The following is a 24886-nucleotide window of genomic DNA, read 5'->3' as shown; positions in this document are numbered from 1 at the left end:
CGCCGTCGCCGCCGACGGCGTCCGCCCGGGCCCCGGACGGGCCGGTCGCCTACACGGTCTCGGGGACCCGCAGGTGGGCGAGGGCGACGTCCATCTCGGCGACCTCGAGGACCCGGGCGCCGATGGAGCCGGTGAACTCCTCGCGCATCGCCCGGGCCGGCTCCCGCGACCGGTCCAGGTGCTCGCGGTCGTCGAAGGTGACGGTGCCGACCACCCGGTCGTTGCCCCGGTCGACGAAGAGGCTGAGGCTGCAGAAGCCGGGCAGGTCCTCGATCCGCGGCATGAGGGTGCGCTTGTAGGCGTCGACGAACCGGTCCATGCCGGTGCCCTCGACCTGCCCCCAGATCAGCCGCGCGGCGCCGCTGTCGTGCATGGCGTGCTCGCGGTGCAGGACGGCGATCTCCCACTCCGCGACCTCCGGCTCGCCGCCGAAGGCGCCGACGAGCCGCTGGCGCAGGGGGTGGACCTGCGCCTCGCTGGCGCGCATCGCCGCCTCGTCCTGCCAGGCCGAGGTGGCGATGCAGCGGCCGGTGTCCCGGTCGCAGAGCAGGGACAGGCCGATGCAGCCGGGCATCTCCAGGACCGTGGGCATGGCCTCCTCGCGCATGAAGGCGATGCCGGCGTCGATGGCCGCGGTGCTGCCGCGGATGGTGGTGGACCGTGCGTACATGGGGCCGCTCCTCTCCGGCGGGCGGCGGTCCCCGGGCGGCACCGCCGCGGAGCCCAGCCTCCTCGCGTGCGGGCCGTTGCGACAGGGGCCGCGGCGCCCGGGCGAGGCGCTAGGAAGAGGGCATGGACACCACGAGGATCCCGTTCGGCCAGGCCAGCGCCGCGGTGGAGAGCTCCAGCGACCCGGGCGAGATCGCGGCCTTCGGGCTGGCGATCAACGACGACAACCCGCTGTACCAGGACGGCCGCGCCGTCCCGCCGACGTACGCCGTGGTGCCCGGGCTGCAGCCCTTCCTGGCGTCGGTGCTGCGGCCCGACCACGAGGCGCTGGCCGGCGGGCGCAGCGCCGGGCACGGCGAGACCGACCTCTACATCCACCGCCCGCTGAAGCCCGGCGAGGTGCTGCGGACCACCGGGGAGGTCAGCTCGGCCGTCGCCAACCGCGGAGGGCTCAACCTGTTCAACCGCGTCGCGAGCGTCGACGAGGCCGGCGACCTGGTGTACGAGCACTTCTGGTCGGTGATCTACCTCGGCGAGGTGACCGGCGGGGACCGGGGCCGGCCGATGGCCGACCACACGTTCCCGGAGGAGGCGCGGTCGCGGCGGGTCGGCTCGATGGTGCTCGGAACGACGGCGGACCAGACCTTCCGCTACGCCGGGGCCTCGGGGGACCGGGCGGTGATCCACGTCGACGACCGCGCGGCCCGGCCGATGACCGGCGACCGCGGGAAGTTCCTGCAGGGGCTGTGCACCCTCGGGATCGCCAGTCGCGCCCTGGTGGCGCTGGCCGCGGGCGGGGAGCCCGACCGGATCCGGCGGATCGCGGTGCGCTTCGCCCGCTACGCGTTCCCGGGCGACGAGATCACGGTGTCGGTGTACGACGCCGGGCCGGCGGGGGAGGGCCGGCACGCCTACGCCTTCGAGGCCGAGTCGGGCGGGCAGACAGTGCTGCGGCACGGCCGGGTGGAGGTGGAGGCGGCCTGAGGTCCTGCGGAGGGGTCAGGCCGTCGCGCGCGTGGGGTCCGCGGGGACGGTCGTCCACAGCTCGTCGAACGCGATGCTGTCGTAGAGCGCCGTGCCGTCGACGACCTTCCCGTCGCGCAGGGTGAGGAACCAGGCGTAGGTGTTGCGGTAGTCCGTCCCGGCGGTCGTCACGCCCTCGCCGTCCCACAGGACGACGACCGTGTCGCCGTCGGCGTGGATCCCGCGGACGGTGACGGGACGGAACGGGGCGTCCGCGGGGAAGCGCGCAGCGAAGGGACGCAGGACCTCGTCGACGAACTGCCGAGCACTGCCGTAGGTCCCCGCGGCCAGCGACCGGCCGGCGATCTCCCACGTCATCTCGTCGGCGAAGATGCCGGCGACGTGCCCGTCGCCGCGTGCCCACGCGGCGAAGGCCTCCGCCACGATGTCTCGGTTCGTCGGCATCGGGTCGACCTCCTCGGGAGCGGGTGCAGGGGCTGCCGTGATCACCGGCGGACCCGGCCGCCCACGCCACACGGTGCCGACCGGATCCTGGCGGACCGCCTCCGTCCTCGGGGAGACGTCCTCGTCCGTCGGCCGGCGGTGGCGGCCTCGGGCGACGCCCCTGGCGAGTGCATGCCGGGGCGCGGGGCAGCGCGGTCCCGGCTGCGGCGATGAGCCGGGGCGCGGTCGCCGGTCTGTAGTGGCGGACCCGACCGACCCGCACCCGAGGAGCCCCGATGACCGCCACGTACACCTGGGACGTCTTCAGCAGCGTCGACGGCTTCGGCTCGTACGACGAGCTCGGCGACTGGGGCGGCTACTGGGGCAAGCAGGGGCCGGAGTTCCTCGACCGCCGCATGCAGCAGTACCGGGTCGACCAGCGGCTGGTGATCGGCGGGAACACCTTTCGGGAGTTCGTCGGGTTCATGGGCAACGCCGCGGAGGTGTCGGAGGCCGACGACCCGATCAACCACCGCATGACGCACATGCCGACGACGGTGGTGTCGACGACGCTCGAGGGCCCGCTCGACTGGCCGGACGCGACGCTGGCCTCCGGCGACGCGGTCGACGTCGTCGCCCGGCTCAAGGAGGAGTCGCCGGTGCCGTTGCGGTCGCACGGCAGCCTGTCGATGAACCGGTCGCTGATGGCCGCCGGGCTGGTGGACCGCGTGCAGCTCACCCTCTTCCCGGTGATCACCGGCCGGACGGGAACCGACCCGATCCTCGCCGGGGCGGCCGACTTCGACCTGGAGCTGCTCGAGAGCCGGACGCTCGACGGCCGCACCCTCGAGCTGGTCTACCGGCCCACGCTGCACGGCTGAGGAGGCGGCCGGGCCCGCGGTGGCGGCCGGGGTCAGCCGACGAGGAAGGCGGACGAGGCCCAGTCCCGGTCGTCGCAGACGCCGGTGGCGACCAGCGACTCGCCGTCGGCGGCCAGCTCCACGTCCGCGAACGAGGCGCTGGTGACGCACAGCGGCACCTCGGAGACCACCCCGCCGGTGGTCAGGTCGACCGCGGCGAGGGTCGCCTCGGCCCCGATGTGGGTCAGCGGCACGTAGGCGTGGCGTCCGGTGCGGTCGACGGCCAGGTCGACGGGGAGCCAGTCCGAGGGCAGCGCGCGGCTGTCGGCCACCGCGCCGTCGCGGACGACGACGAGGCCGTAACCGGCGTCGGCTGCGGACGTGGCCTGGAGAGCGACGACCGCGGCGCCGTCGGGGGTGACCGCGAGCCCGTAGCCGGTGGTCGAGGTGGCGTCCGGTGCGACGTCGACCGGGTCGTCGACCGGGGTGAGCTCCTCGTCCAGCTCGACGACGTGCAGGCTGCCGGTGGCGCCGTCCGCGCCGCGGACTGCGACGAGCGCGGTGACCCCGCCGGCCGGGCGGGCCTCCACGGCCTCGACGCTCACGACGCCTGGGACGCCGAGGTCGAGCACGGTCTGCGCGTCCACCCCACCGGAGACGACGTCCACCGCGCTGACGGAGGAGCCGAGCGCCGGGGTGTCCCCGAACCAGGAGGAGCCGATGTAGGCGGTGGCGCCGTCGGGGGAGAGCGCGAGGGAGCCGCCCTTGAGGCCGCCCTCGGAGGACGTCGCCCACAGCGTCTGCGGCCGGTCGTCCCAGGGGCGCAGCGCGTAGAGGACGAGGTCCGCTCCGGCGGGTGCCGCCGACGACCGGCCGAGGACCAGCACGGTGCCGTCGGGCGTCACCGCGACGTCGGCGTCGTAGGCGAGCAGCGGCAGCTGCCAGGCGTTGCGTCCGCCGGGTTGTGCGCCGGCCGGCGGGAAGAGGCGGATGAGCTGGGTGGAGTCCGCGCTGCCGTCGACGGCGCCGGTGAGGGCGACGTAGCCGCCGGCCGGGTGCGCCGCGGCGGAGAAGGCGACGAAGCCGGGCAGGACGTCCAGCGGCGACTCGTCGAGGACGGTGGTGAAGGGGCGGGCGGCCGGGGCGCTGGGCGAGGCGGCGGACCCGTCCTGCGTGGAGTCCGGCTCCGCGGTGCCGGTCGGGGCGGCGCCGTCGTCCGCGGCGGCGGGCCGGGCCGTGCCGTCCACCGTGCCGGCGCAGCCGGAGACGGCGGCCACGGTGGCGAGGGCGAGGGCAGCGAGGCGGGCGCGGGGGAGCACGGCGGTCCTGTCGGTCGGCGGAGCGGACAGCGCTCCATCGGCCGACCGGGTCTCGGAACCCAGCGCGGCGGCTCCGCCGATGACCCGTGCGGGGGAGGTCCCGTGCGGTCGTGCCTAGTCCTCGATGACGTCGAGGCCCTGCTCGCGCAGCCGCGCCAGGCTGTCGAGCATCGCCTGCAGCGTCGCCTCGTCGTGGCCCTGCCAGTCGGTGACCTCGCCGACCACCCGCAGCGGGGAGCGGGTGCGGTACGACTGGGTGGGGTTGCCCGGGAAGCGCTTGTCGGTGACGTTCGGGTCGTCCTCGAAGGGGCCGAGGGGCTCGACGACGTAGATGTGTCCGCGCTCCTCGGTGCCGGCCAGCGCGGTCGCCAGCTCGGCGCCCCAGGCGGCGGTGTCCAGCAGCGCGGTGAAGTAGATGTTGTTCGACGTCCGGCCGGCCTGGAAGTTGGAGCCGTACCCGGGGACCAGCTCCTCGCCGACGGCGACGGCGGCCTTCGTGCCGTGGAAGAACGGGCCCGCCACGTGCGCGTAGTTGTCGTAGGTCACCGGGACGCGGGCGGTGCCGTTCTGCTCGGACATCACCGCTCACCGTAGGTCTCCGGGCCGCCGCCGGTCGTCAGCCGAGGAGGAGCGCGCGGGCCCGTCGACTCGCTCCTCCGGGGGAGGTGCCGCCGAGCGTGGCACCCACATCGGACATCGGTGGGCTACGAAGCGGAGTCAGCCCCCACCGTCCGGAAGCTGCTCCGTGCCTCGTCTCCGCATCGCCCTGCTCGTCGGTCTGCTGTCCCTGACGGCGTGCACCACGTCGGTGCCCGGCATGCCGTCGCAGCCGCCGCCGGCCGGCGGCACGTTCACCACGGTGCTCGACTCCTACGACCTCATCACCGGCTTCGCCCCCGACGTGGTGGGCGGACGCGACGTCGCAGCACTGCCCGGCGGCGGTTTCGTGGCCCTGTTCGCCCTGCTGAACAGCGGGGCCAGTGGTGGAGGCAGCCTGCTGGTCACGCTGGCCGAGGACGACGGTGACCTGCGGCCCACCGACTCCTGGCTGCTCCCGTGGCTGAGGTCTCCGGCGCACGTCCACCCCACGGCCGACGGCGGCGTGGTCGTCGCCGGGGCGAGGAGCGAGGACGCCGGCGGCGGGTTCGGCGTCGCGACCCTGGCACCCGGCGCGGACGCGCCGCAGGAGGTGCGATTGGAGCGGGCCGTGCCGTTGCCCGCCTCCGGCGGCTTCCACACCGCGTTGTCCGCCGACGGCCGCACCCTCTTCGCCGCCCTGCCCCCGGCAGACGACGACGCCAGTCGCCTGCTCGCGATCGGGTTGGACGCCGGCACCGTCCTCGAGCGCGGTCCGCAGGTGGAGACGGCCCCCCGCGCGTTCGTCGGCGGGCTCACCGCGCGGCCGGACGGCGGGGTGACCGCCGTGCTCAGCCGGGCCGAGCCGCGGACGGACCAGTTGCGACCGGCCGTCCTGCTGACCTACGACGCCGGTCTGCGGCCGACCACCCCTCCGGTGGAGCTGACCCCCGGCCGCCCGAGCATCCCGACGGACGTGGCCCTGACCGGGGACGGCACCCCGGTGGTCCTGGTCATCGACGATCCGGGCGCCACCTACACCCCGCGGCTGATCACCGTCCACGACGACGTGGTCAGCGGCGTCGACGTGGCCGGCGACGGGGCGGACGAGCCCGCCGACCTGGTGGTGGACGGGTCCGGCGAGGTTGCCCACGCCGGCACGCCCAGCAGCGTCGACCCGGCCGCGGTGCTGACGTTCGACGTGGCCTCCGGTGCGACGCTGTCCGAGGTGTCCCCGTGCCCGGCCGCCTCGCGCTTCGACGAGCTCGCCGTCTCGACCCGCACCGGGCACATGCTCGCGCTGGGCCTGTGCGACTACCACCCCACCGCGGTGCTGCTCGGTCGATGAACTGCTGAGCTGACGCCCGCCACCCCCGCCGGGTGAAGTCGCCGGTGGTCGCCTGCTCGGGGCGCCATCGTCGGCGGTGCCGGCGGGCACCTGCCGTGGGGCACTGCCACGGTAGGAGACCTACGTCGACGTCTTCCGCGGTCTCCGACCCTTCCGATCCACGTGACCGATGTCCGAGGCGTCAGCCGAGGAGGAACGCTCGGGTGGCGCCGTCGGCGATGCAGACGCCGGTGACCACGAGCGTGTCCCCGTCGGGGGAGAGGGCGGTCGCGCCGAGGCTGCCGAACCCGTCGCACAGCACGGTCTCGCCCACCTGATCGCCGGTGGTCAGGTCGAAGGTGGCGACGCGGGCCTCCTCCTGCAGCGCGGCCAGCGGGACGGTGGCGTAGCGGCCGTCCCGGCTGACGGCGAGGTCGAGACCGGAGTCGGCGGCGCGGCCGAGGTCGACGGTGAGGCCGACGTCCCCGTCGGTGACGGTGACCAGCCGGCCCGAGTCGGCCGTGGACAGCGTGACGACGGCGGTGCCGTCGGCGGTGACCTGGACGTCGGCCGGGCGGGTGCGCTCCTTGGGCACGAGCGCGACGGGCTCGCCGACGGGCCGCAGCTCCGCGTCGAAACGGGCCAGCGCGGTGCCCTGCCCGTCGTCGGTGGCCAGGAGCGCGGCGACGTCGCCGTCGGGACCGACGGCGAGCCGGGTGACGGTGCCCGCCTCGCCCAGGTCGGCCGTCGCCCGCACGAGGCCGGTGCCGCGGTCGACGGTCAGCAGCTGCTGGCCGGCCGAGACGACGACGAGCGTCACCTGGTCGGGGGCGAGGGCCGCGGCGAGGACGTCAGGCGCCACCCCGAGCGAGGTCGTCGTGTCGCCGGCGCTGATCTCCAGGGTGCTGCCGGTGCCGCCGACGCCGACGACCACCGGGACGCCGTCCGCGGGCACCAGGACCTCGGCGCCCGCGCCGGGCTCGCGGACGGGGGTGACCTCGCCGGCCCGCAGCTCGCCGTCCTCGACGAGCAGGTCGACGAGGACCCCGCCGTCGACGGTGTCGAGGAGCGCGACCGCGCCGCCGCCGGGCCGGCTGGCGAGGGAGGACGTCCGGGCGTTCGTGCCGACGGCGTCGTCGAGGTCGACGCTGCCGAGGACCTCCCCGAAGCCGACGTCCGAGGCCGGCTCGCCGTCCCCGCCGTCACCCGTGCACCCGGCGCTCAGGGCGACCAGCGCCATGAGCACGGCGGTACGGGCGCGGACGGACACGGTGCCTGCCCCCTCGGTCTGCGGTCGGGACCCCATGGTGGCGCCCCGCGGCTCACAGCACCCCGCATGCGCGGAAGCCGTCGTCCTCCCAGACGACGAACCCCGTGTCGGCGAACGCCGGTCGGCCGTCGTCGGAGAAGAGCACGGTCACGGCAAATCCATGACGCCCCTCCGACGTGGTGGGTTGCACGCCGATGACGGCGTAGTCCAAGCGGTCCTCCACGTCGACCTCGGCGAACCTGGCGGTCGACCGGAGGTACTCGTCCCGCGGGCCCTGCTCCCGCCGCTCCTGCGCGCAGAGGACGTCCCAGCTCGCCGCCCCGTCGCCCTCCCACGCTGCGGCGAAAGCGGCCTCCATCGCCAGGCGTGGGGTGAGCGGCGGGAGCGGGAACGCGCTTCCGCCGAGCCCGAACGCGAGCGCCGCGCCGGCGCCCGCTCCCTGGGCAGCGAAGAGGAGCACGACGGGCAGCAGGCGGCGGAGCCGCCCGGGCGCAGCCGGGGCGGCGCCACCGATCGGCGCCACGATCGGCACGTGGGCGGGGGCCGGCCGGGTCGGCGGCGGCAGGGGCGTGGTCGTCGTCATGCGGCGCACCGTGACAGTCCGGGACCACGTGCCCGGACGTTTTCCACAGGCGCGGCCGCCGCAACGGCGGCTGTGGAGAGCCGGCTCCCCGGCGGCACGGCGCGCATAGCCTCGCTGCGTGCTCGAGGAGCTGCGTCCCCTGCTCGCCGACCCGGTGGTCCGCCGGTCGGTGGGGGACGACGCGTGGCGCCGGGGGGCTGTCTACGCCGACGAGGGCCGGGTCCTCGACATCGACTACCGGGTCGCGACCCGGCGGATGAGCGCGGCCGTCGCGGGCAGCGGCGGACTGCTCTACCAGACCACCGCGTCGTACGACCCGATCGCCGGGCGGTGGCGGGGGCAGTGCAGCTGCCCGGTGGCGGCGGACTGCAAGCACGTCGCCGCGATGCTGATCGCCGCCCAGGACGGCGGCGTGCGCGTTCGGGCCGACTCCTACGTGCCGGCCGCCGCGCCGCCCCCGTCGCCGGCGTGGGAGCGGGCGCTGATCGACCTGGTGGAGGACCCGGTGTCCGCCCGCCCGGTGCTGCCCATGGCCGTGCAGTTCCAGGTCGAGGAGCGCGCGGGGCGGCCGGCGTCGGTGCGGCTGCAGCCGCTCGTGCCCGGGGCGCGCAGCCGCTGGGTGCGCACCGGGGTGTCGTGGCGGAACCTGCCGTACGAGCGCCACACGTCCCGCGACCAGGCGCACGTGTCCGCGCTGCTCGGGCTGCACCAGGCGGTGCGGGGCGCCGAGGGCTACGTCTACGGCGCCGAGCCGCCGGTGCTGCTGGAGACGGCCGGCCCCGGGCTGTGGCCGGCGCTGCGGCGGGCCGTCGACGACGGCGTGACCCTGCTGACGAAGCGCGGCGAGCCGGTGCGCGTGCTGCCCGACCCGGGCGAGCTCGTCGTGGACGTGTCCGGCGACGGCGGCGACCTGTGCCTGGAGCCCGTGCTGCAGCTGGCCGACGGCGTCCGCGTGCCGGTCGGGTCGCTGCTGTTCCTCGGCAGCCCGATCCACGGGGCCGCGCTGGTCCCCGGTCTCGAGGGGCCCGCCGTCGGCGCGGGGCTCGTCCTCGTGCCCGTGCAGCGGGTGCCGCGCGGCGTGCAGAACCTGCTGGCCGCCGGGCAGGTGCGGGTGCCGGCCGCCGACCGCGCCCGGTTCCTGCGGTCCTTCTACCCGGCGCTGCGCCGCGCGCTGCCCGTGCGAGCCGCCGACCCGACGGTGGAACTGCCCGAGGTGGCGCCGCCGCAGCTGTGCCTGCAGGTCGAGCACGCGCCCGGCCACCGGCTGCGGATGGCCTGGTCGGTGCTCTACCGGACGGGGGAGGAGACGCGGCGGCTGCCGCTGGCCCGCGGCACCGGCGTCGTCCCCGACACCGGGCGGGACGCCGCGGCCGAGGACCGGCTGGTCCGGGCGCTGCCGTTCCCGCCGGCCCAGCTGTCGGGCCTGTGGCGGGGCAGCCCGCACCGGCCGGTCGCCGAGGCGGAGCTGGCCGGCCTGGACGCCGCCGTCCTCACCGCCGAGTGGCTGCCCCGCCTCGCCGAGGCCGGGGTGCGGATCGAGGTGACCGGCGAGGCGCCGGACTACCGGCGGACCGAGGCCCAGCCGGTCGTGCGGGTGTCGGCCACCGACGCCGCCGACGGCGACTGGTTCGACCTCGGCGTCACCGTCACCGTCGACGGCGAGGACATCCCGTTCGTGCAGCTGTTCGCGGCGCTGGCCGCCGGGGAGGAGTTCCTGCTGCTGCCGAGCGGCACGTGGTTCGACGTCCGCCGGCCGGAGTTCGAGCGACTGCGGCGGCTGCTCGACGAGGCGCGGGCGCTGCAGGAGGACGACCGTCCGGACCTGCGGATCACCCGCTACCAGGCCGGGCTCTGGGAGGAGCTCGTCGAGGTCGGCGTCGTCGACGAGCAGAGCGAGCGGTGGGAGCGCGACGTCGGCCGGCTGCTCGAGGTCGAGGCCGCGCCGCCGCCCCCGGCGCCGGCGTCGCTGGCCGCGGAGCTGCGGCCCTACCAGCTGGAGGGCTACCAGTGGCTGGCGGTGCTGTGGGACCTCGGCCTGGGCGGCGTGCTCGCCGACGACATGGGGCTGGGCAAGACGCTGCAGACCCTGGCGCTGCTGTGCCGGGCGCAGGAGGCCGGCGAGCTGACCGCACCGGTGCTCGTCGTGGCGCCGACCAGCGTGGTGTCGAACTGGGTGCGGGAGGCCGCGCGGTTCGCGCCCGGGCTGCGGGTGGCGGCGGTCGAGGGGACCGGCCGCAAGCGCGGGTCGACGCTGGCGGAGGCGGTGGACGGCGCGGACGTCGTCGTCACCTCCTACACGCTGCTGCGGCTGCGGGAGGCGGAGTTCCGGGACCTGCCGTGGAGCGGGCTGGTGCTCGACGAGGCGCAGGTGGTGAAGAACCACCGGGCCAAGACCTACGCGGCCGCGCGGCGGGTGCCGGCCCGGTTCAAGCTGGCGATCACCGGCACGCCGGTGGAGAACGACCTGATGGACCTGTGGGCGATGCTGTCGATCGTCGCTCCGGGGCTGTTCCCCAACCCCAAGCTGTTCGCCGAGCACTACCGGACGCCGATCGAGCGCGGCCGCGACGCCGAGGTGCTGGCCGCGCTGCGCCGCCGGATCCGGCCGCTGATGCGCCGCCGCACCAAGGAGCAGGTGGCCGCCGAGCTGCCGCCCAAGCAGGAGCAGGTGCTCGAGGTGGTGCTGGAGCCCCGGCACCGCCGGGTCTACGACACCCATCTGCAGCAGGAGCGGCGCAAGGTGCTCGGCCTGGTCGACGACCTGCAGCGCAACCGGTTCACGATCTTCCGGTCGCTGACGCTGCTGCGGCAGCTCGCCCTCGACCCCGCCCTGGTGGACGACGCCTACGCCGGGATCGCGTCGAGCAAGGCCGATGCGTTCCTCGAGCACCTGCGGGAGGTCGTCGCCGAGGGGCACCGGGCGCTGGTGTTCAGCTCGTTCACCGGCTTCCTGCGCACCGTGCGCGACCGGCTGGACGCCGAGGAGCTGCCCTACGCCTACCTGGACGGGTCGACCCGCGACCGCGACGCCGCGGTCGCCGCGTTCCGGCAGGGCGAGGTCCCGGTGTTCCTGATCAGCCTCAAGGCCGGCGGCTCCGGGCTGAACCTCACCGAGGCCGACTACGTCTTCGTGCTCGACCCGTGGTGGAACCCGGCCGCGGAGGCGCAGGCGGTCGACCGGGCGCACCGGATCGGCCAGGAGAAGACGGTGATGGTCTACCGGCTGGTCGCCGCTGACACGATCGAGCAGAAGGTGCTGGCGCTGCAGGAGCGCAAGCGCGACCTGTTCACCCGGGTCATGGAGGACGACGACGGCGCGCTGACCGGCCCGCTGACCGCCGAGGACATCCGCGGCCTCTTCACCTGACCCATGCAGCGCTACCCCGGCAGGATCACGGTGTGAAGCTGGGCATCAGCCTGCCGGACGAGGACGTCGCGCTCATCGACGACTACGGCCGCCGGTCCGGCCTGGGTTCGCGCTCCGCCGTGATCCGCAGAGCGCTGGAGCTGTTGCGCCAACCCGAGCTGGAAGCGGACTACGCGGCTGCGTGGGACGAGTGGGCCGCCGGCGGGGATCAGGTCGAGTGGGGCGCGACGCTCGGTGACGGGCTCGGCGATGCGCCGCGGTGAGATCCGCCTGGTCGACTGGAGCCCGTGCGGGGAAGCGAGGCGAGCAAGCGCCGCCCGGCCGTCCTGGTCGGTGGCCGTGGAGCGCGTCGGCCCCGTGCTCGGTGAGCTGTCCGAGGACCTGGTCCTCGCGCTCGACGGTGCGCTGCGCCTCCACCTGCAGCTGTGACCCGCGGGCCGCTGACGACAGGCTGCAGGTGCCCGGTGCGGCGCACACCGATCGGAGGCCGGGCGGCCTAGCGTGCGTCCGTCGGCCCCTCCGGGGAGTCGGACTCCGGTCGTCTCGTGCAGGAGCGTGTTGGTGCCGTCCCGTCCTCCCGCGCCCCGTCGGTCTCGCGGTGGTGGCCTGCGCTGGACCGCCTCGGCCGTGGCCACCGGCTTCCTGCTCAGCGTGGCGGTGGCCTGCGTGTCGGACGGCGGCTCCGACGGGCCAGTGACGTCCGCGGCCGAGGGGTGGCCGCTGACCGGCGTGGACAGCACCGGGGCGGACATGGCCCGGCCGGCGCTGGCGGTGAAGGTGGAGAACTCCCCGGCCGCCCGGCCCCAGACCGGGCTGAACGCCGCGGACGTGGTGTGGGAGGAGGTGGTGGAGGGCGGCATCAGCCGTTTCGTCGCCGTCTACCACTCCACGCTGCCGCCGGCGATCGGGCCGGTGCGCTCGGTGCGCCCGATGGACGCCCCGATCGCGGCTCCGCTGCGGGGCCTGCTGGCGTTCACGGGTGGCCAGGAGCCGTTCGTGCAGGCGGTGAGCGCGGCGGGCCTGCAGGACGTCAGCTCCGACTCCGGCGCCGACGGCTACTCCCGGGCCCCCGAACGCAGCGCGCCGCACAACACCTACGTCGACCCGGCCGCGCTGCTGGCCCAGGCCGACGCCGGGCACCGCGCCCCGCCGCCCCAGCAGTTCGTGTTCTCCGCGGAGCCGACCGCGCCGGCGGAGGGAGCGGCGGCCACCGAGCTCGACCTGACGCTGTCGCCGGTCGCCGAGCCCCGGTGGACCTGGAGCGACGGCGAGGCCGCGTGGCTCCGCTCGGAGGGCTCGGCTGACGCGGTGGACGCCGACGGCGTCCGGCTGCGGGCCACCAACGTCGTGGTGCTGCGCGTGGACGTGGTCGACACCCCGTTCACCGACAGCGCCGGCAACCCCGTGCCCGAGACGGTGATGGTCGGCGGCGGGGAGGCGGTGGTCGCCAGCGGCGGGCACACGGTGGCGGCGTCCTGGTCGAAGTCCGCGGTGGACCAGCCCGTCGTCCTCACGCTGGACGACGGCGATCCCGTGGCGCTGGCACCCGGGACCACCTGGGTCGAGCTGGTGCCGACCGGGACAGGCTCCGTCGCCGTCGGCTGAGCCCGCCCGCGCTGCGGACGCCTGAGCGCACCCGCCGCGCGGCTGACGGCCGGAAGGGATTGCCGCCTCCGGCGGGCGTGCACCAGTGTCGCGGACATGGAGATGCGCACGCTGGGCCGCACCGGCGTCAAGGTCAGCCCGCTCTGCCTCGGCGCGATGATGTTCGGCGAGTGGGGCAACAAGGACCACGACGACTCGGTCACGATCGTCCACGCGGCCCTCGACGCGGGGATCAACTTCGTCGACACCGCCGACGTCTACTCGGCCGGGGAGTCGGAGGAGATCGTCGGCAAGGCGCTGGCCGGCGGCCGCCGCGAGCACGTCGTCCTCGCGACCAAGGCGTTCAGCCCGATGGGCCGCGACCCCAACCAGCGGGGGAGCAGCCGCCGCTGGCTGGTCCGCGAGGTCGAGGCCAGCCTGCGCCGCCTGGGCACCGACTACATCGACCTGTACCAGATCCACCGCCCGTCGACCGACACCGACGTCGAGGAGACCCTGGACGCGCTGACCGACCTGCAGCGGGCCGGCAAGATCCTCTACTTCGGCTCCTCGACGTTCCTGCCGTCGCAGATCGTGCAGGCGCAGTGGGCCGCCGAGCGGCGGCACAGCGGCCGGTTCGTCACCGAGCAGCCGCCGTACTCGATCCTGGTCCGCGGCATCGAGCGCGAGGTGCTGCCCGTCTGCCAGCAGTACGGCATGGGCACGCTGGTGTGGAGCCCGCTGGCCGGCGGCTGGCTGTCCGGGAAGTGGCGCAAGGGCCAGGACGCCCCCGACACCAACCGGTCCCGGGCGTTCGGCGGGGCCATGGCCAGCCGCTACGACCTCACCGACCCGGTCAACCAGGCCAAGCTCGAGGCGGCCGACGCGCTGGCCCGGCTCGCCGAGGACCACGGCCTGAGCCTCGTGCAACTGGCGATCGCCTTCACGATCCGGCACCCGGGCGTGACCTCGGCGATCATCGGCCCGCGCACGATGGACCAGCTGACCAGCCAGCTGCCCGCGGCCGACCTGATGCTGTCCGACGAGGTGCTCGACGCGATCGACGAGATCGTCCCGCCGGGCACCAACATCCGCGCCGACGACGCCGGCTACACGCCGCCCTGGCTCACGGACGCGCCCCAGCGTCGCCGCTGAGCGCCGGGCCGGGGCGCCTCAGGGAGCTTGCGGTCAGACGTGGATGACGCGTGGTCCGCCGAGGTCGGAGAGGGCGTCGAAGTCGGCGTCCTGGCTGACGACCGGCACGCCGTGTGCGAGTGCGGTGGCGGCGATCCAGGTGTCGTTGACGTTCAGTCGCCTGCCGGAGCCGGCGATGCGCAGCCGTAGCTCCGCCCACGCATCGGCCACGGCCGCGTGGATCGGCAGCTGGTGGAGGTCGGCCACGGTCTGCAGGGTGGTGAGCCGCCGTGACCGCACCGACAGGTCCGTGGCGGCGAGCACCCCGGCCCGGAGCTCGCCGTAGGTGATCACCGAGACGGCGACCTCGTCGGGCAGGCGCGCGACATCGAGGGCTCGGCCCTCACGGGCGATGAAGTCGCTGGTGTCGAGCAGGCCGCGGGTCACTCGATCGGCCCGAGCTCGTCCGTTCCGCCGGCCAGGGCCTTCAGTTCTTCACGAAGTGCCGGGTCGGCCTGGATCCTCGCGAGTCGCTCGACCAGGGCGGAGCTACTGGTCCAGTGCGGTCGGCGGCTCCGGATCGGCCCCAGTTCCGCGACCGGCTCACCGTTCACCGTGATCTCCACGGACTCGCCGCTCGCAGCTCGGCGCAGGACTGCGGCGGTGTCGTTGCGCAGTTCTCGGGACGCCACCCTCACGGCTGCGACCGTAGCCCCCGATAGGCGAAGGGCCTCGGTCATGTGACGGGCCACTGCAGACGGGGCAGAACGGGAACGGCGACGCGGCCGTTGCCGACGTGCAGGCTGCAGTCCAGGCCGGCGCGGTCGCGCACGACCGCCTCCACCGCCGAGCTCCACGCGTGGTCGTCGGGGGAGAGGCCGGCCGGGCCGCGGCGCTCGAGCAGCATCGCCAGGTGCAGCCCGCCCGGATCGACGTCCTCCGACTCGGCGACGGCCTCGTGCACCAGAGCCAGGTTGCCGAGCACGACGCGATCGGGCTCGAGCGGCACCTCCTCGATCGGCATGAGCAGCGGCACCATGGTGCCGTCGCCACGGAGCCAGGTCAGCCAGAGCGAGCGGCGCACCGGCGGGCCGTCGAGCTGCAGGAGGGCGGCCCAGCGCTCGGTCAGCTCGGCGGCGGTGGTGGTGCGGACGTCCGGGTGGGGGCGGGTCGACATGGGGAGGCACTCTGGCCGATCCGGGCGACCGCCGCGGCCGTTGTCCACAGGCTGCTCTCAGCCGGCCTCCTCGTCCCACGCACGGACGGCGTCGAGGAACGCGTCGGAGTAGCGGCTCGGGTGGGACGTCGGGATCGGTGGTGATGCCCAGGAGCATCGACGCCATGACGAGCAGCGCGCCGGGGCTGGGGGAGTCGAGGCCGCTGCGGAAGGCGGCTAGCAGGTCCGACTGGAACTGAGTGCGGTCCTCGACGCTGATGCGGATGGTCGTTCGGGGGTCGTCCGTGGTCATGCCGGCGGAAGCTAGGCGCGACCGCCGACGTGAGCGGGTGGGTCAACGCTGTCCTGTGGACGGACGGCGGATGCGCCGCCGCGCCGCCCGCGGCCGCCGGTACGCCTCCTAAACGCCCTCCCGCCGGCGCACCATCTCGGCGATCCAGACCGGCGCGTACGGGGAGGTGCAGTTCGGCGGGGTCGGATAGTCCTCGAGCACGCGGAGCCGCTCGCCGATGGCGATCGCGCGGGCGCGGTGCTCGGCGTGCTCGATGCCGATCTGCGCCAGGCAGGCATTCATCGCCCACTGCAGCCGGTCCGGGGCGTCCTTCATCTCCGCCTCGATGACGTCGAGCAGGCCCGGCAGGTCGAGGCCGTCGGGCCGCTTCGCCACCCGCTCGGTGGTCAGGGCCCAGCCGGCGCTGGCGACCACCGGGTCCGGGTCGGCGAGCCACGCCAGGCGCAGCTCCTCGGCGTGCGGGCTCTTCTTCACCACGTAGTTCACGAGCCAGTCGTGCACCTTCGGCGTCCGCGCCTCGCGCAGCATCGCGTCCAGCTCGTCGCGGCCGAACGCCTTCGGCCGGCAGATCAGCAGGGCCAGCAGCCGCGCCGCGCTGTCGCCGGTCGCCCACAGCTCGCGCGCGAGGTCCTGCTGGGTCTTCAGCCGCTTGGCGATCGCGCGCAGGGCGCCGAGGTTCACCCCGTGGTCGTCGCCGTGCCGGGCGTTCACCTCGCGGATGCGGGGGTCCTCGAGGCCGGCCAGCTCGGCCCGCAGCTCGGCGACCGTCGTCCCGTCCGCGCTCACCACGCGCTGGTCGGCTGGAGCACCGCCTCGGTCAGCGCCTCGGTGCGGAAGTGGGTGAACTGCTGGTACTCGGGGTCGGCGACCATCCGGCTGAACGCCTCGCGGCTCGGGTACCGGACGAGGAGGACGGCGTCCCAGGCCTGGCCCTCCTCGGCGACCAGCGGCGTGTGCCCGTCGCCGGCGTAGACGACCTCGCCGCCGTAGCGCGGCAGGTAGGTCTCCTTCAGCGCCGCGGAGTACTGCGCGTAGGACTCGCGGCCGCCCTCGGCGAAGCGCAGCAGGTTGAGCATGACGACGGGACCGCCGGGGTCCTCGGCGAGGAAGCGCTTGAGGTCGGCGCCGCGCGGGTCGATGGCCATGGCTCCGGAAGCTAGCGGCCGGGATCCGCGGGCGCCCCGCGGGGGGCGTACCCGGGCAGCCAGCGGGCGACCTCGCCGTCGACGTCCACCGCGGCGCCGAGCGAGCAGAGGACGCCGACCGTCCCCGTGGCGACCCGCTGCAGCAGCAGGTGCCGCGGCGGGATCGACAGCCGGCGCTGGGTGCGCGACGCGCTGCCGAGCGGGTCGGACGCCCGCCGGGTCTGGGCCTGCAGCCAGGTCCGGGTGAACCGGTACGGGCGGGCGCGCAGCGGCTCGAAGTACGGGTCGAGCAGGTCGGAGAGCGCGGCCGCGGAGACCCTGCCCGGCTGCAGCAGGCCGGCGCCGGCCGCCAGGCGGTGCAGCCCGGCCGCGTCGCCGTCCCGTCCGGCGGCGAGCAGGGGGCCGAGCCGGTGCGGCCAGCCGCCGGGCGTCGGCTCGGTGGCGCCGAAGTCCAGGACGCCGAGCCGGCCGTCGTCCAGCAGCCGGAAGTTGCCGGGATGCGGGTCGCCGTGCAGGCGGCCGGCCCGTACCGGCGCGGACGCGAGCAGCCGGACGAGCAGGACGCCGGCGCGGTCGCGGTCGTCCGGGGACCCGCCGGCGATCACCCGCGACAGCGGCGTCCCCTCCAGCCACCGGGTCACCAGCACCTGACCGGCGACGGCGACGACCTCGGGCACGGCGATGTCCGGATCCCCGCGGTAGGCGTCGGCGAAAGCCGTCTGCGCCGCGGCCTCGTGCGCGTAGTCGACCTCCTCGACCAGCCGGCTGCGCAGCTCGGCGAGCAGCTCGCGCGCGTCCAGGCCGGGCGCGGCGACGCCGATGACCGGGGCCAGCGTGTCGAGCAGCCGCAGGTCGGCGACGAGCGCGTCGCCGGCGCCGGGGTACTGGACCTTCACGGCGACCGGGGTGCCGTCGGACCAGGTGGCGCGGTGCACCTGGCCGACGCTGGCCGCGGCGACCGGTGCCTCGTCGAACTCGCGGAACGGGTCGCGGTCGAAGGCCCGGGCCAGCTGCTCGCGGACCATGCCCGCGGGCATCGCCGGCGCGGCCTCCTGCAGGCGGGTCAGGGTCTCCCGGTAGGGGCCGACCAGCTGCTCCGGTAGCGCCGCCTCCATCGCCGACATCGCCTGGCCGACCTTCATCGCGCCGCCCTTGAGCTGGCCGAGGGTGGCGAACAGCTGCTCGGCGGTGCGCTGCTGCACCTGCGCGGCGACCGCCTCGGCCGGGCGCCCGCCGATCCGCTTGCCCAGCCCGAGCGCCGTCCGCCCGGCGTGGGCGGCGGGCAGGGCCGCCAGGCGGGCGGTGCGCGCGAGGCGGCTGCGGGGTGGCCGGCCGCTCTCCGGGGAGTCCACCGGCGGACGGTACCGCCGGTCGTCGTCCCTACCGCTCCGGTGCGGCGCCGACCTCGCGGGCCAGCTCCTCGATCGGCGCGGACCAGGCGCCGGGCGAGGTCCAGACGAAGCTGTGCGCGCCGGGGAGGGTCCGGAACCGGCCGTCGGGTGCCCGGTTCCCGAGCTCGCGGGCCCACGGCTCGGTGCACAGCCGGTCGGTGTCGCCGTACAGGACCAGGACGGGCTGCTCGACCTGCGCCACGGTCTCCTCGAGGTGGTCGTCGAGGTGGGCTTGGAGCGCGTGCCGGACCCGCCGCAGGCTCGCCCGCCGGCGCTCGGGCGCGTGCTGCTCGTCGAGGTCGGGCGGCTCGAGCCCGTGGTTGCGGCGCCAGGCGAGCAGCACCTTGCGGAGGCTGCGGAAGGCCGGGTCGACGGTGGGGGAGGCGAGGACGAGCGCCCGCACCCGGGCCGGCTCCCGGGCCGCGACGTGGGCGACGACCTGGGTGCCGCTGGAGTGGCCGACGGCGACGACCGGGCCCGGCCGCGCTGCGTCGAGCCACTGGACGACGGCGTCGGCGAACTGGCGCACGTCCATGGGATGCGGCGGCTCCCCGCTGCCGGAGAAGCCGGGCAGTTCGACCAGGTGCGCCCGGGTCCACGTGCCGAGCGCCTGCACCGCGGGCTGCAGGTAGTCGGAGACGGCGAGGCCGGGGACGACGACGACCTCGGGGACGCCGGGCCGCGGCGTGCCGGCCGTGCGGCTGCGCATGACGCCCCAGCGGGTGGGGCGGTGCTGCAGCTCGACGGCCACGGGGTCCGACGCTAGTGCGGAGGGAACGCCGTCGCCCTGCGGGACGGCGGAGGCGCTGGTTGGGTGGCGGTGGACGGTCAGCCAGCGCCGTCCGGCCCGGACCAGGGGAGTCGGCCATGGCGAAGACCGCCGCAGGGACGTCGAAGCAGTCGATGGCGAGGGCGCTGGGCGCCGCGGGCGCGGCCTTCGGGCTGGTGAGCGTGGTGGCGCCGCGGGCGGTGGCGGCCGGGTACGGGGTGCCCGTGACGCCGGCCGGGCTGCAGCTGCAGCGGCTGTTCGGCAGCCGGGCGCTGGTCCTCTCCGCGCTGGCGCTGACCGCGAAGACCGAGGACGAGGTCGACCGCGGGCTCACCGCGGTGGCGGCGGCGAACCTGATCGACACCCTGACCGCGCTCACTGCGGCGGGTCAGGCCGGCGGGCGGACCACCGGGCGCGCGGTCGCCAGCTCCCTGGCCTACGGCGCGGCGGCGCTGTGGGTCCGCTCGATGAAGCGCTGACCGGCGGGGCCGTCAGCCCTCGGATGCACCGACCACGAACGCGAACGCGCCCTCCTCGCACACGCGGGTGATCGCCACCGACCGCCCGTCGGCGGCGGCCACCAGGTCGCCGTAGCTGGACTGCGCGGCGCACAGCGGCGCCTCGGCCACGGTGCGGCCGGTCCGCAGGTCGACGGTGGCCAGCGTCGTCTGCAAGTCGGGGTGCTGGAGGGGCAGGTAGACGTAGCGGCCGGACGGGTCGCCGACGACCGTGGTGGGCAGGCTCTCGGCGGGGAGGGGGAGGGTCTCGTCGACGGCACGGTCCCGGACCACCACCAGCGACGTCGCCCGGTCGGTGGGGGACTCCGTCGCCACGGGGACGACGGTGGTGCCGTCCGCGGTCACGGTCAGGTCGAACGCGTAGGCGTTCTCGGCGCCGCCCCCGAGGTCGATGGAGGGGCCTCGGCGGTCCAGGTCGGCGTCGTACTCGATGAGGCGCACGCCGCTGCGGATGTCGTCGCGGTCCGGGCCGACCTCCATCAGCGCCGTGACGCCGCCGTCCGGTCGCGGGGCGAGGGCGAGGACGTCGCTGCGGCCGGGCACGTCGGCGCTCGCCGTGACCTGGTCGCGGAACTCCCCGGTGGGCAGGTCGACGGCGGCGACGGTGCTGCCCCCGCTCCGGGTGTCGGCGAACCAGAACCGGTAGCCGACGTAGAGGGTGTCGCCGTCGGGGGAGACGGTGAGATCGCGGAACTCGGCGTCGCCGGCGCCGGTGAAGTCGAGCAGCTCCGGCTCGTCGGCACCGGGGCGCAGCACGTACAGGGCGAGCCGCGAGGTCTCGCCGTCCCACCGGGTGGTGCCGGCGACGATCGTTCCGTCGGGCGCCACCGCCAGCTGCCCGCGCTCGCCGATCGCGGGGAAGGGGCGGAGGTCGGCGAGGGCCGGTGCGCCGTCGTCGCCGGGGACGATCGCGCCGAGGTAGGTCTGGTCTGAGCCGGTGTTGTAGCCGGTGCCCGGCCCGAGCACGGCGACGTGGTGGCCGTCGGGGTGCGCCGCGATGGCGTAGGCGACGTGGCCGTCCTCGACGGCGAGGCCGACCGCGCCGGTGACGGTCGTCAGGGGACCGGGCGTCGCCGGGACGCTGCCCGCCGGTGCGGCCGTCCCGGCGATGGTGGTGGTGCAGCCGGCGGTGAGGACCGCGAGGAGCACGGGAGCGAGGCGGGCGCGGGAGGACACGTCGTCCCATCGGACGATGCCGTCTCGTTCCGCAGTGCTGCGGACGGGCGGTTCACCCGCGAGGGTGCCGACGGACGTCCGGGCCGGGGGGTGCGCCCCGGCCCGGACGGCGCGGCGGTCGAGGCGCTAGGCGGACGTGCAGGACACCACGGCGTACTGGCCGGTCGACGTCTGCTCGGCGACGACCTCGCCGTCCACGGTGATCCGGCAGGTGATCGTCGTCCCGTCCGGGGCGGACTGGTCGAGCACCGGGTTCATCGCGCCGGTCAGGACGAAGCCCCGGGCCAGGGAGTCCTCCGCCGTCACGGTCTTCGACCAGGGCGCGGGGACGTTGTTCTCCTGCGACGTGCCGACGCCGTTCGCGTCGGCCGTGGCGTAGGTGGCGGAGATCGAGGGGGCGTCCGACTCCAGGGTGTAGACGACGTCGACGTCGCCGCCGGCCGCCTGGTCGACCGCGTCCGTCACCGACGAGCAGCCGGTCAAGGCCCCGGCCGCGGCGACGACGGAGATAAGTACGAAAGAGTTCCGCATGATTGGGGACCGTAACTCGGCATGCCGCTCCGGCCGTGGTGCGGCGGGGTCAGTCGTGGCCACGGCGGAGGCGGATGCGGGTGGTGTCGATGGGTCGGTTCCCAAGCAGCGCGGCGTCCCCGGAGCCGGGCGTCGAGATCGCCGTCAGCCGACGACGAAGGCCCTCGAGTGCGGGCCGTTCGGGTCGCAGGTGCCGGCGACGGCCAGCGACCGCCCGTTGGCGGCCAGCGCGAGCTCGCTGAACGACTCGGTCGTGACGCAGAGCGCGACCTCGGCGACGGTCCTCCCGGTCGTGAGGTCGACGGTGGCGATGGTCGTCGTCCCGTCGCCGTGGACGTAGGGCAGGAAGACCGACCGGCCGGTCGGGTCGCCGGCCATGCCGTACGGGGGCACGCCGGCGGGCACGGTGGCGTCGCTGGTCACCGCGCCGTCGCGGACGACGACGAGGTGGGTCTGCGCGCGCCCGTCGGGCCCGGCCGAGCCGACCGGCACGACGATGCCCTCCGCGGTGGCCGCGAGCGCGTAGACGAACGGGAACTCCAGGTCGGGGGCCAGGTCGACCGGCTGCGCGGCCGGCTCGAGGTCGGCGGTGAAGTCGACGGCGTAGACGGCGGCCTCCCGGGCGCCGCCGCGGAAGGACGCCTGGACGAGCGCGGTGACGCCGCCGTCGGGCCGCAGCGCGAGGTCGTGGACGTCGACGATCGCGGCGGGGGCCCCGACCTTGATCGGGACGTCGGCCAGGACCTCGCCGGTGGCGACGTCGAGGGCGGCGAGGTTGCTGGCGTCCTCGCCGGCCGCGCCGTACCACTGGTAGGCGACGTAGACGGTGCCGCCGTCGGGGGAGGCGGCGAGGTGGGCGGTGTCCGGGTCGCGCTGCCCGTCGACCTCGACGACGTCGGGCTCGTCCGCGCCCGGCCGGAGGAGGTGGATGCGGAGACCGCCGTCGTCGGCGAAGCTCCCCGTGCCGGCGGCGACGACCGTGCCGTCGGCGGTCACGAGCAGGTCGGCGTCGTAGCCCAGCGGCGGGAAGGACCGGATGTCGTCGAGCTCGACGCCGCCGGGGCCGGGGGAGACGGAGGCCAGCCGCCAGGCCTCGTCGTCGTAGCCGGCGCCGAGGAGGGCGACGAAGTCGCCGTCGGGGTGCGGGGCCACGGCGAACAGCGAGTAGCCGGTGGCGGCGCTGAGGTCCAGCTCCGCGCGGACCGTGGTGAACGGCCCGGCCGGCGCCGGGGTGCCGTCACTCCCGGCGGCGGGGGACGCCGAGCCGGCGACCGAGGTGGTGCAGCCGGCGGTGGTGGCGGCGAGCAGCAGGGCGGCGAGGCGGGTGCGGGCGGACACGCCGTCCCATCGGCCGGTTCCGTTCCGTAGTGGCGGTCGCGGCGGCGGGACTGACCCGGTCGGGGGAGGCGGCGCCTACTCGTTGACGTCGGCGACGCCGTTGCCGTTCAGGTCCGAGCCCGGGCCGAAGCACTCCTCGACGGTCGCGGTGCCGTCGGAGCAGCGGACCTCGAGGTCGGAGGAGTCGTAGTGGGGATCCTCGGGATAGGCGTCCTCGCGGACGCAGCCGTAGTCCTCCTCGAAGTGCCAGCCGCCGGGGCAGCCACCCTCGGCGTCGATGACCGCCTGCGCCGCGGCGGCCTCGCGCGCGGCCTGCTCGGCGGCGGCCTCCGCCGCCGCCCGGGCGGCCTCCTCGGCGGCGAGCCGGGCGGCGGTCTCCTGCTCGGCGGCCTGCTGCGCGGCGGCGGCGCTCTGCGCCTGGGTCGCGGCGCTCGCGTGGGCGGCCGCGGACGAGGCCAGCGACTCCAGCTCGGCCTGGACGCCGTCCTGCGCAGCGCGGGCCGCGTCGGCGAAGACGGCGTCGAGCGCGGGCGCCGTGGCGGGTGAGGCCTCCGAGCCGCAGCCGGCGAGCAGGCGGCGGCGATCACGGCGAGGACGGGCAGGCGCGAGCGCATGAAGAAGGACCCCGGATCGGCGCCGTTCCCCCGTGGCCGGCGCGGCGGGGAGCGTCGCACGGCGGGGCGAGGGAAGCGGGGCGCCACGGTCCGCACTCGCCGATGTGGGTGACGGCTCACGTTCCGCTGACGACGAAGACGGTGGTCGCGGGGCCGTCCCGCTGCGTGCAGGCGCCGATGGCGGCGAGGGCGCCGGTGGTGGGGTCGAGGGCGAGGGCACCGACGTCGCCCGCGCCGACGCACAGCACCGCGCTGCCCACCTCCTTACCGGTCGCGAGGTCGAGGGCGAGCAACTCGGGGTCGACGCCGTACGCGGCCTGGGCGACGAAGGCGCGGCGGCCGTCGGGGGTCACGGCGACGTCGGCGCCGGAGTCCTCGGTGTCGGCGACCTCGACCGGTTCGCCGGCCCGGCCGTCGCGGACGGTGACGAGGCGGAGGAGGGAGGCGGCGGGGTCGTGCAGCGTGGCGACGGCGGTGCCGTCGTCGGCTCGGGCCAGGCCGGCCGGGTCGCCGTCCGGGCCGAGGTCCGTGGGTCGCCCGGCCGGGGCGAGGTCGGTGCCATAGGCCTGCAGGGCGGCGCCGGTCTCGGTGTCGAGGAGGAGGGTGACGCCGTCGGCGCCGGCGGCGAGGTCGCCGACGCTGCCCGCCGGCTCGGCGGTGGCGGTGACGGCGCTGGTGGCCGGGTCGACGGCGAGGAGTTGCTCCCGGTCGCGCGTGGAGGCGGCGAGGTAGGCGGTGCGGCCGTCGGGGGAGAGGCCGGCGGTGACGTCGTCGGGTGCCGGGCCGAGCGGGGTGCGGCGGTCGCCGGTGATCAGCTGGAGCTGGTCCTCGGCGACGCCGACGACGTGGACGGTGCCGTCGGGGGCGGCGAGGACCTCGGCGCCGGGGCGGACGGCGGGCACGGGCGTGACCGGGCCGGCGCCGTCCGCGTCGATCTCGACCAGCCAGGTGGCGTCGTCCGTGCCGGCGAGGACGACCCAGCCGCCGTCCGGCAGGGGAGCGAGGTCGTAGGGCCGGACGTCGGTGCCGACGGCGGTGTCGAGGTCGATCGCGGCGAGCAGCTCGGGGCCGTCGGCCGGGACCTCGGGGGAGGAGGTGCAGCCGGCGAGCGCGAGGAGCAGGGCGGCGAGCTTCCTCAGACGGTCTCCGGGACCCGCAGGTGGGCGAGCGCCAGGTCCATCTCGTGCAGGTCGACGATCTTGGCGCCCGTGGCCTGGGCGAACTGCTCGCGCAGGGAGCGGGCGTGCCGGCGCACCAGGGCGAGCGCGTCGCGGGTCTCGAAGCTGGTCACGCTGACGGTGCGGCCGGCGCGCCGGTCGACCAGCAGGCTCACGCTGCAGAAGCCCGGCAGCTCCCGCAGCCGCGGCAGCAGGTTGAGCCGGTAGGCGTCGAGCAGCTCGTCGACGTGGTCGGGGGTGATCCGGGCCCAGGTGACCTGCGCGCCGGCGCCGTCGCCGGCCGGGCGGTCGCGGTGCATGACGGCGATCTCCCACTCCTGGACGTCGGAGTGCTGGCTGTCGAGCATGTGCTCGACGCTGTGCCGCCACGGGCGGACGCCCTCGGCGGTGGCGCGCATGGCGTCCCGGTCGGTCCACGCGGTGGCGATGATGCAGCGGCCGGTGTCCCGGTCGGTGAGCACCGACATGCCGATGGAGCCGTCCAGCTTGACGAGGTCGGGCAGTACTTCGTCGCGCAGGTAGGCGACGCCCTCGTCGATGCGGGCCGGGTCGCCGTGGATGTTCGTGGACCGTGCGTGCATGCCGCCGCTCCCCTTGGTCGGGCGACGCCCGGGCGGCAGCGCTCCGCGGACAACTGTGGCGCCCATCACGTCTTCGTGGC

General features: G+C 75.7%; 27 protein-coding genes. 9 read left to right on the top strand and 18 right to left on the bottom strand.

All coding sequences use genetic code 11. The annotated features are described in order from the left end of the window. Nucleotides 1-49: 49 nt before the first annotated feature. Entirely contained in the window at nucleotides 50-670 is a 621-nt protein-coding gene (locus tag ACI79F_RS11510) for an antibiotic biosynthesis monooxygenase (protein ID WP_456544983.1), read from the bottom strand. 122 nt (nucleotides 671-792) lie between these two features. Between ACI79F_RS11510 and ACI79F_RS11505 the strand changes: the two genes are divergently transcribed. After that, on the top strand, nucleotides 793-1653 hold the full coding sequence (locus ACI79F_RS11505) for a MaoC/PaaZ C-terminal domain-containing protein (protein WP_456544984.1): 861 nt from the start codon (nucleotides 793-795) through the stop codon (nucleotides 1651-1653). Nucleotides 1654-1668: 15 nt separating this feature from the next. On the opposite strand, the gene ACI79F_RS11500 is transcribed toward ACI79F_RS11505, so the two are convergent. Next, nucleotides 1669-2097 carry a nuclear transport factor 2 family protein gene (locus ACI79F_RS11500; RefSeq protein ID WP_456544985.1) on the bottom strand — a complete coding sequence of 143 codons (429 nt, stop codon included), beginning with the start codon at nucleotides 2095-2097 and terminating at the stop codon, nucleotides 1669-1671. Between the two features lie 275 nt (nucleotides 2098-2372). On the opposite strand from ACI79F_RS11500, the gene ACI79F_RS11495 reads away from it, so the two are divergent. After that, nucleotides 2373-2957: a dihydrofolate reductase family protein gene (locus tag ACI79F_RS11495; RefSeq protein WP_456544986.1), complete on the top strand. Its 585-nt coding sequence runs from the start codon at nucleotides 2373-2375 to the stop codon at nucleotides 2955-2957. Nucleotides 2958-2989: 32 nt separating this feature from the next. Here the strand turns inward: ACI79F_RS11495 and ACI79F_RS11490 are convergent, their stop codons facing one another. Both ACI79F_RS11490 and arr read right to left on the bottom strand, forming a co-directional pair. Then, nucleotides 2990-4255 (bottom strand): hypothetical protein, encoded by a 1266-nt coding sequence (locus tag ACI79F_RS11490; RefSeq protein ID WP_456544987.1) that lies wholly within the window; start codon nucleotides 4253-4255, stop codon nucleotides 2990-2992. A 114-nt stretch (nucleotides 4256-4369) separates the two neighbouring features. Then, nucleotides 4370-4834 carry an NAD(+)--rifampin ADP-ribosyltransferase gene (arr, locus tag ACI79F_RS11485; RefSeq protein WP_456544988.1) on the bottom strand — a complete coding sequence of 155 codons (465 nt, stop codon included), beginning with the start codon at nucleotides 4832-4834 and terminating at the stop codon, nucleotides 4370-4372. A 166-nt stretch (nucleotides 4835-5000) separates the two neighbouring features. Between arr and ACI79F_RS11480 the strand changes: the two genes are divergently transcribed. Next, a complete protein-coding gene (locus tag ACI79F_RS11480; protein ID WP_456544989.1) occupies nucleotides 5001-6179 on the top strand; it encodes a hypothetical protein in 1179 nt (392 codons plus the stop codon). Between the two features lie 181 nt (nucleotides 6180-6360). Here the strand turns inward: ACI79F_RS11480 and ACI79F_RS11475 are convergent, their stop codons facing one another. Both ACI79F_RS11475 and ACI79F_RS11470 read right to left on the bottom strand, forming a co-directional pair. Continuing rightward, nucleotides 6361-7428: a hypothetical protein gene (locus tag ACI79F_RS11475; protein WP_456544990.1), complete on the bottom strand. Its 1068-nt coding sequence runs from the start codon at nucleotides 7426-7428 to the stop codon at nucleotides 6361-6363. A 52-nt stretch (nucleotides 7429-7480) separates the two neighbouring features. Next, complete coding sequence (locus ACI79F_RS11470) at nucleotides 7481-8011, bottom strand: hypothetical protein (protein WP_456544991.1); 531 nt, start codon at nucleotides 8009-8011, stop codon at nucleotides 7481-7483. A gap of 118 nt (nucleotides 8012-8129) precedes the next feature. On the opposite strand from ACI79F_RS11470, the gene ACI79F_RS11465 reads away from it, so the two are divergent. From ACI79F_RS11465 to ACI79F_RS11450, 4 genes are all read left to right on the top strand, one after another. Further along, the gene (locus ACI79F_RS11465) at nucleotides 8130-11378 is read left to right on the top strand and encodes a DEAD/DEAH box helicase (RefSeq protein ID WP_456544992.1); all 3249 of its coding nucleotides are present in this window, start codon (nucleotides 8130-8132) and stop codon (nucleotides 11376-11378) included. A gap of 32 nt (nucleotides 11379-11410) precedes the next feature. Beyond that, nucleotides 11411-11641 carry a ribbon-helix-helix domain-containing protein gene (locus tag ACI79F_RS11460; protein ID WP_456544993.1) on the top strand — a complete coding sequence of 77 codons (231 nt, stop codon included), beginning with the start codon at nucleotides 11411-11413 and terminating at the stop codon, nucleotides 11639-11641. A 364-nt stretch (nucleotides 11642-12005) separates the two neighbouring features. Next, on the top strand, nucleotides 12006-12983 hold the full coding sequence (locus tag ACI79F_RS11455; RefSeq protein WP_456544994.1) for a DUF3048 domain-containing protein: 978 nt from the start codon (nucleotides 12006-12008) through the stop codon (nucleotides 12981-12983). A 96-nt stretch (nucleotides 12984-13079) separates the two neighbouring features. Then, the gene (locus tag ACI79F_RS11450; protein WP_456544995.1) at nucleotides 13080-14117 is read left to right on the top strand and encodes an aldo/keto reductase; all 1038 of its coding nucleotides are present in this window, start codon (nucleotides 13080-13082) and stop codon (nucleotides 14115-14117) included. A 33-nt stretch (nucleotides 14118-14150) separates the two neighbouring features. Here ACI79F_RS11450 and ACI79F_RS11445 read toward each other — a convergent pair whose 3' ends face one another. The 7 genes from ACI79F_RS11445 to ACI79F_RS11415 form a co-directional block, all read right to left on the bottom strand. After that, nucleotides 14151-14543: a PIN domain-containing protein gene (locus tag ACI79F_RS11445; RefSeq protein WP_456544996.1), complete on the bottom strand. Its 393-nt coding sequence runs from the start codon at nucleotides 14541-14543 to the stop codon at nucleotides 14151-14153. Then, nucleotides 14540-14794, bottom strand: coding sequence for a type II toxin-antitoxin system Phd/YefM family antitoxin (locus ACI79F_RS11440; protein ID WP_456544997.1), 255 nt, complete (start codon nucleotides 14792-14794; stop codon nucleotides 14540-14542). The genes ACI79F_RS11445 and ACI79F_RS11440 overlap by 4 nt, the downstream gene beginning before the upstream one ends. A 38-nt stretch (nucleotides 14795-14832) precedes the next feature. After that, nucleotides 14833-15273 carry a hypothetical protein gene (locus ACI79F_RS11435; RefSeq protein WP_456544998.1) on the bottom strand — a complete coding sequence of 147 codons (441 nt, stop codon included), beginning with the start codon at nucleotides 15271-15273 and terminating at the stop codon, nucleotides 14833-14835. Between the two features lie 400 nt (nucleotides 15274-15673). Beyond that, nucleotides 15674-16351 carry a DNA alkylation repair protein gene (locus tag ACI79F_RS11430; RefSeq protein ID WP_456544999.1) on the bottom strand — a complete coding sequence of 226 codons (678 nt, stop codon included), beginning with the start codon at nucleotides 16349-16351 and terminating at the stop codon, nucleotides 15674-15676. After that, the gene (locus ACI79F_RS11425) at nucleotides 16348-16710 is read right to left on the bottom strand and encodes a DUF1330 domain-containing protein (protein WP_456545000.1); all 363 of its coding nucleotides are present in this window, start codon (nucleotides 16708-16710) and stop codon (nucleotides 16348-16350) included. Before ACI79F_RS11425 ends, ACI79F_RS11430 begins: the two co-directional genes overlap by 4 nt. Nucleotides 16711-16721: 11 nt before the next feature. Then, nucleotides 16722-18062 carry an ABC1 kinase family protein gene (locus ACI79F_RS11420; RefSeq protein ID WP_456545001.1) on the bottom strand — a complete coding sequence of 447 codons (1341 nt, stop codon included), beginning with the start codon at nucleotides 18060-18062 and terminating at the stop codon, nucleotides 16722-16724. Nucleotides 18063-18090: 28 nt separating this feature from the next. Next, nucleotides 18091-18852, bottom strand: coding sequence for an alpha/beta fold hydrolase (locus tag ACI79F_RS11415; protein WP_456545002.1), 762 nt, complete (start codon nucleotides 18850-18852; stop codon nucleotides 18091-18093). 116 nt (nucleotides 18853-18968) lie between these two features. On the opposite strand from ACI79F_RS11415, the gene ACI79F_RS11410 reads away from it, so the two are divergent. After that, nucleotides 18969-19349 carry a hypothetical protein gene (locus ACI79F_RS11410; RefSeq protein WP_456545003.1) on the top strand — a complete coding sequence of 127 codons (381 nt, stop codon included), beginning with the start codon at nucleotides 18969-18971 and terminating at the stop codon, nucleotides 19347-19349. A 12-nt stretch (nucleotides 19350-19361) separates the two neighbouring features. Here ACI79F_RS11410 and ACI79F_RS11405 read toward each other — a convergent pair whose 3' ends face one another. The 3 genes from ACI79F_RS11405 to ACI79F_RS11395 all read right to left on the bottom strand — a co-directional run bounded on the left by ACI79F_RS11405 (nucleotide 19362) and on the right by ACI79F_RS11395 (nucleotide 22433). Next, nucleotides 19362-20537, bottom strand: a complete 1176-nt coding sequence (locus ACI79F_RS11405; RefSeq protein WP_456545004.1) for a hypothetical protein — start codon at nucleotides 20535-20537, stop codon at nucleotides 19362-19364. Nucleotides 20538-20690: 153 nt separating this feature from the next. Beyond that, a complete protein-coding gene (locus ACI79F_RS11400; protein WP_456545005.1) occupies nucleotides 20691-21095 on the bottom strand; it encodes an MmpS family transport accessory protein in 405 nt (134 codons plus the stop codon). Between the two features lie 144 nt (nucleotides 21096-21239). Continuing rightward, nucleotides 21240-22433, bottom strand: a complete 1194-nt coding sequence (locus tag ACI79F_RS11395; protein ID WP_456545006.1) for a hypothetical protein — start codon at nucleotides 22431-22433, stop codon at nucleotides 21240-21242. 189 nt (nucleotides 22434-22622) lie between these two features. On the opposite strand from ACI79F_RS11395, the gene ACI79F_RS11390 reads away from it, so the two are divergent. Next, entirely contained in the window at nucleotides 22623-22979 is a 357-nt protein-coding gene (locus ACI79F_RS11390) for a hypothetical protein (protein WP_456578906.1), read from the top strand. Nucleotides 22980-23163: 184 nt separating this feature from the next. On the opposite strand, the gene ACI79F_RS11385 is transcribed toward ACI79F_RS11390, so the two are convergent. Further along, complete coding sequence (locus ACI79F_RS11385) at nucleotides 23164-23949, bottom strand: YncE family protein (RefSeq protein ID WP_456545008.1); 786 nt, start codon at nucleotides 23947-23949, stop codon at nucleotides 23164-23166. Nucleotides 23950-24182: 233 nt separating this feature from the next. Continuing rightward, on the bottom strand, nucleotides 24183-24806 hold the full coding sequence (locus ACI79F_RS11380) for a hypothetical protein (protein WP_456545009.1): 624 nt from the start codon (nucleotides 24804-24806) through the stop codon (nucleotides 24183-24185). Nucleotides 24807-24886 lie beyond the last annotated feature (80 nt).

Source organism: Blastococcus sp. SYSU D00868, assembly GCF_054050575.1.
Note: the sequence above shows the minus strand (reverse complement) of the source record. Positions and strands in the feature narration are given on the sequence as shown.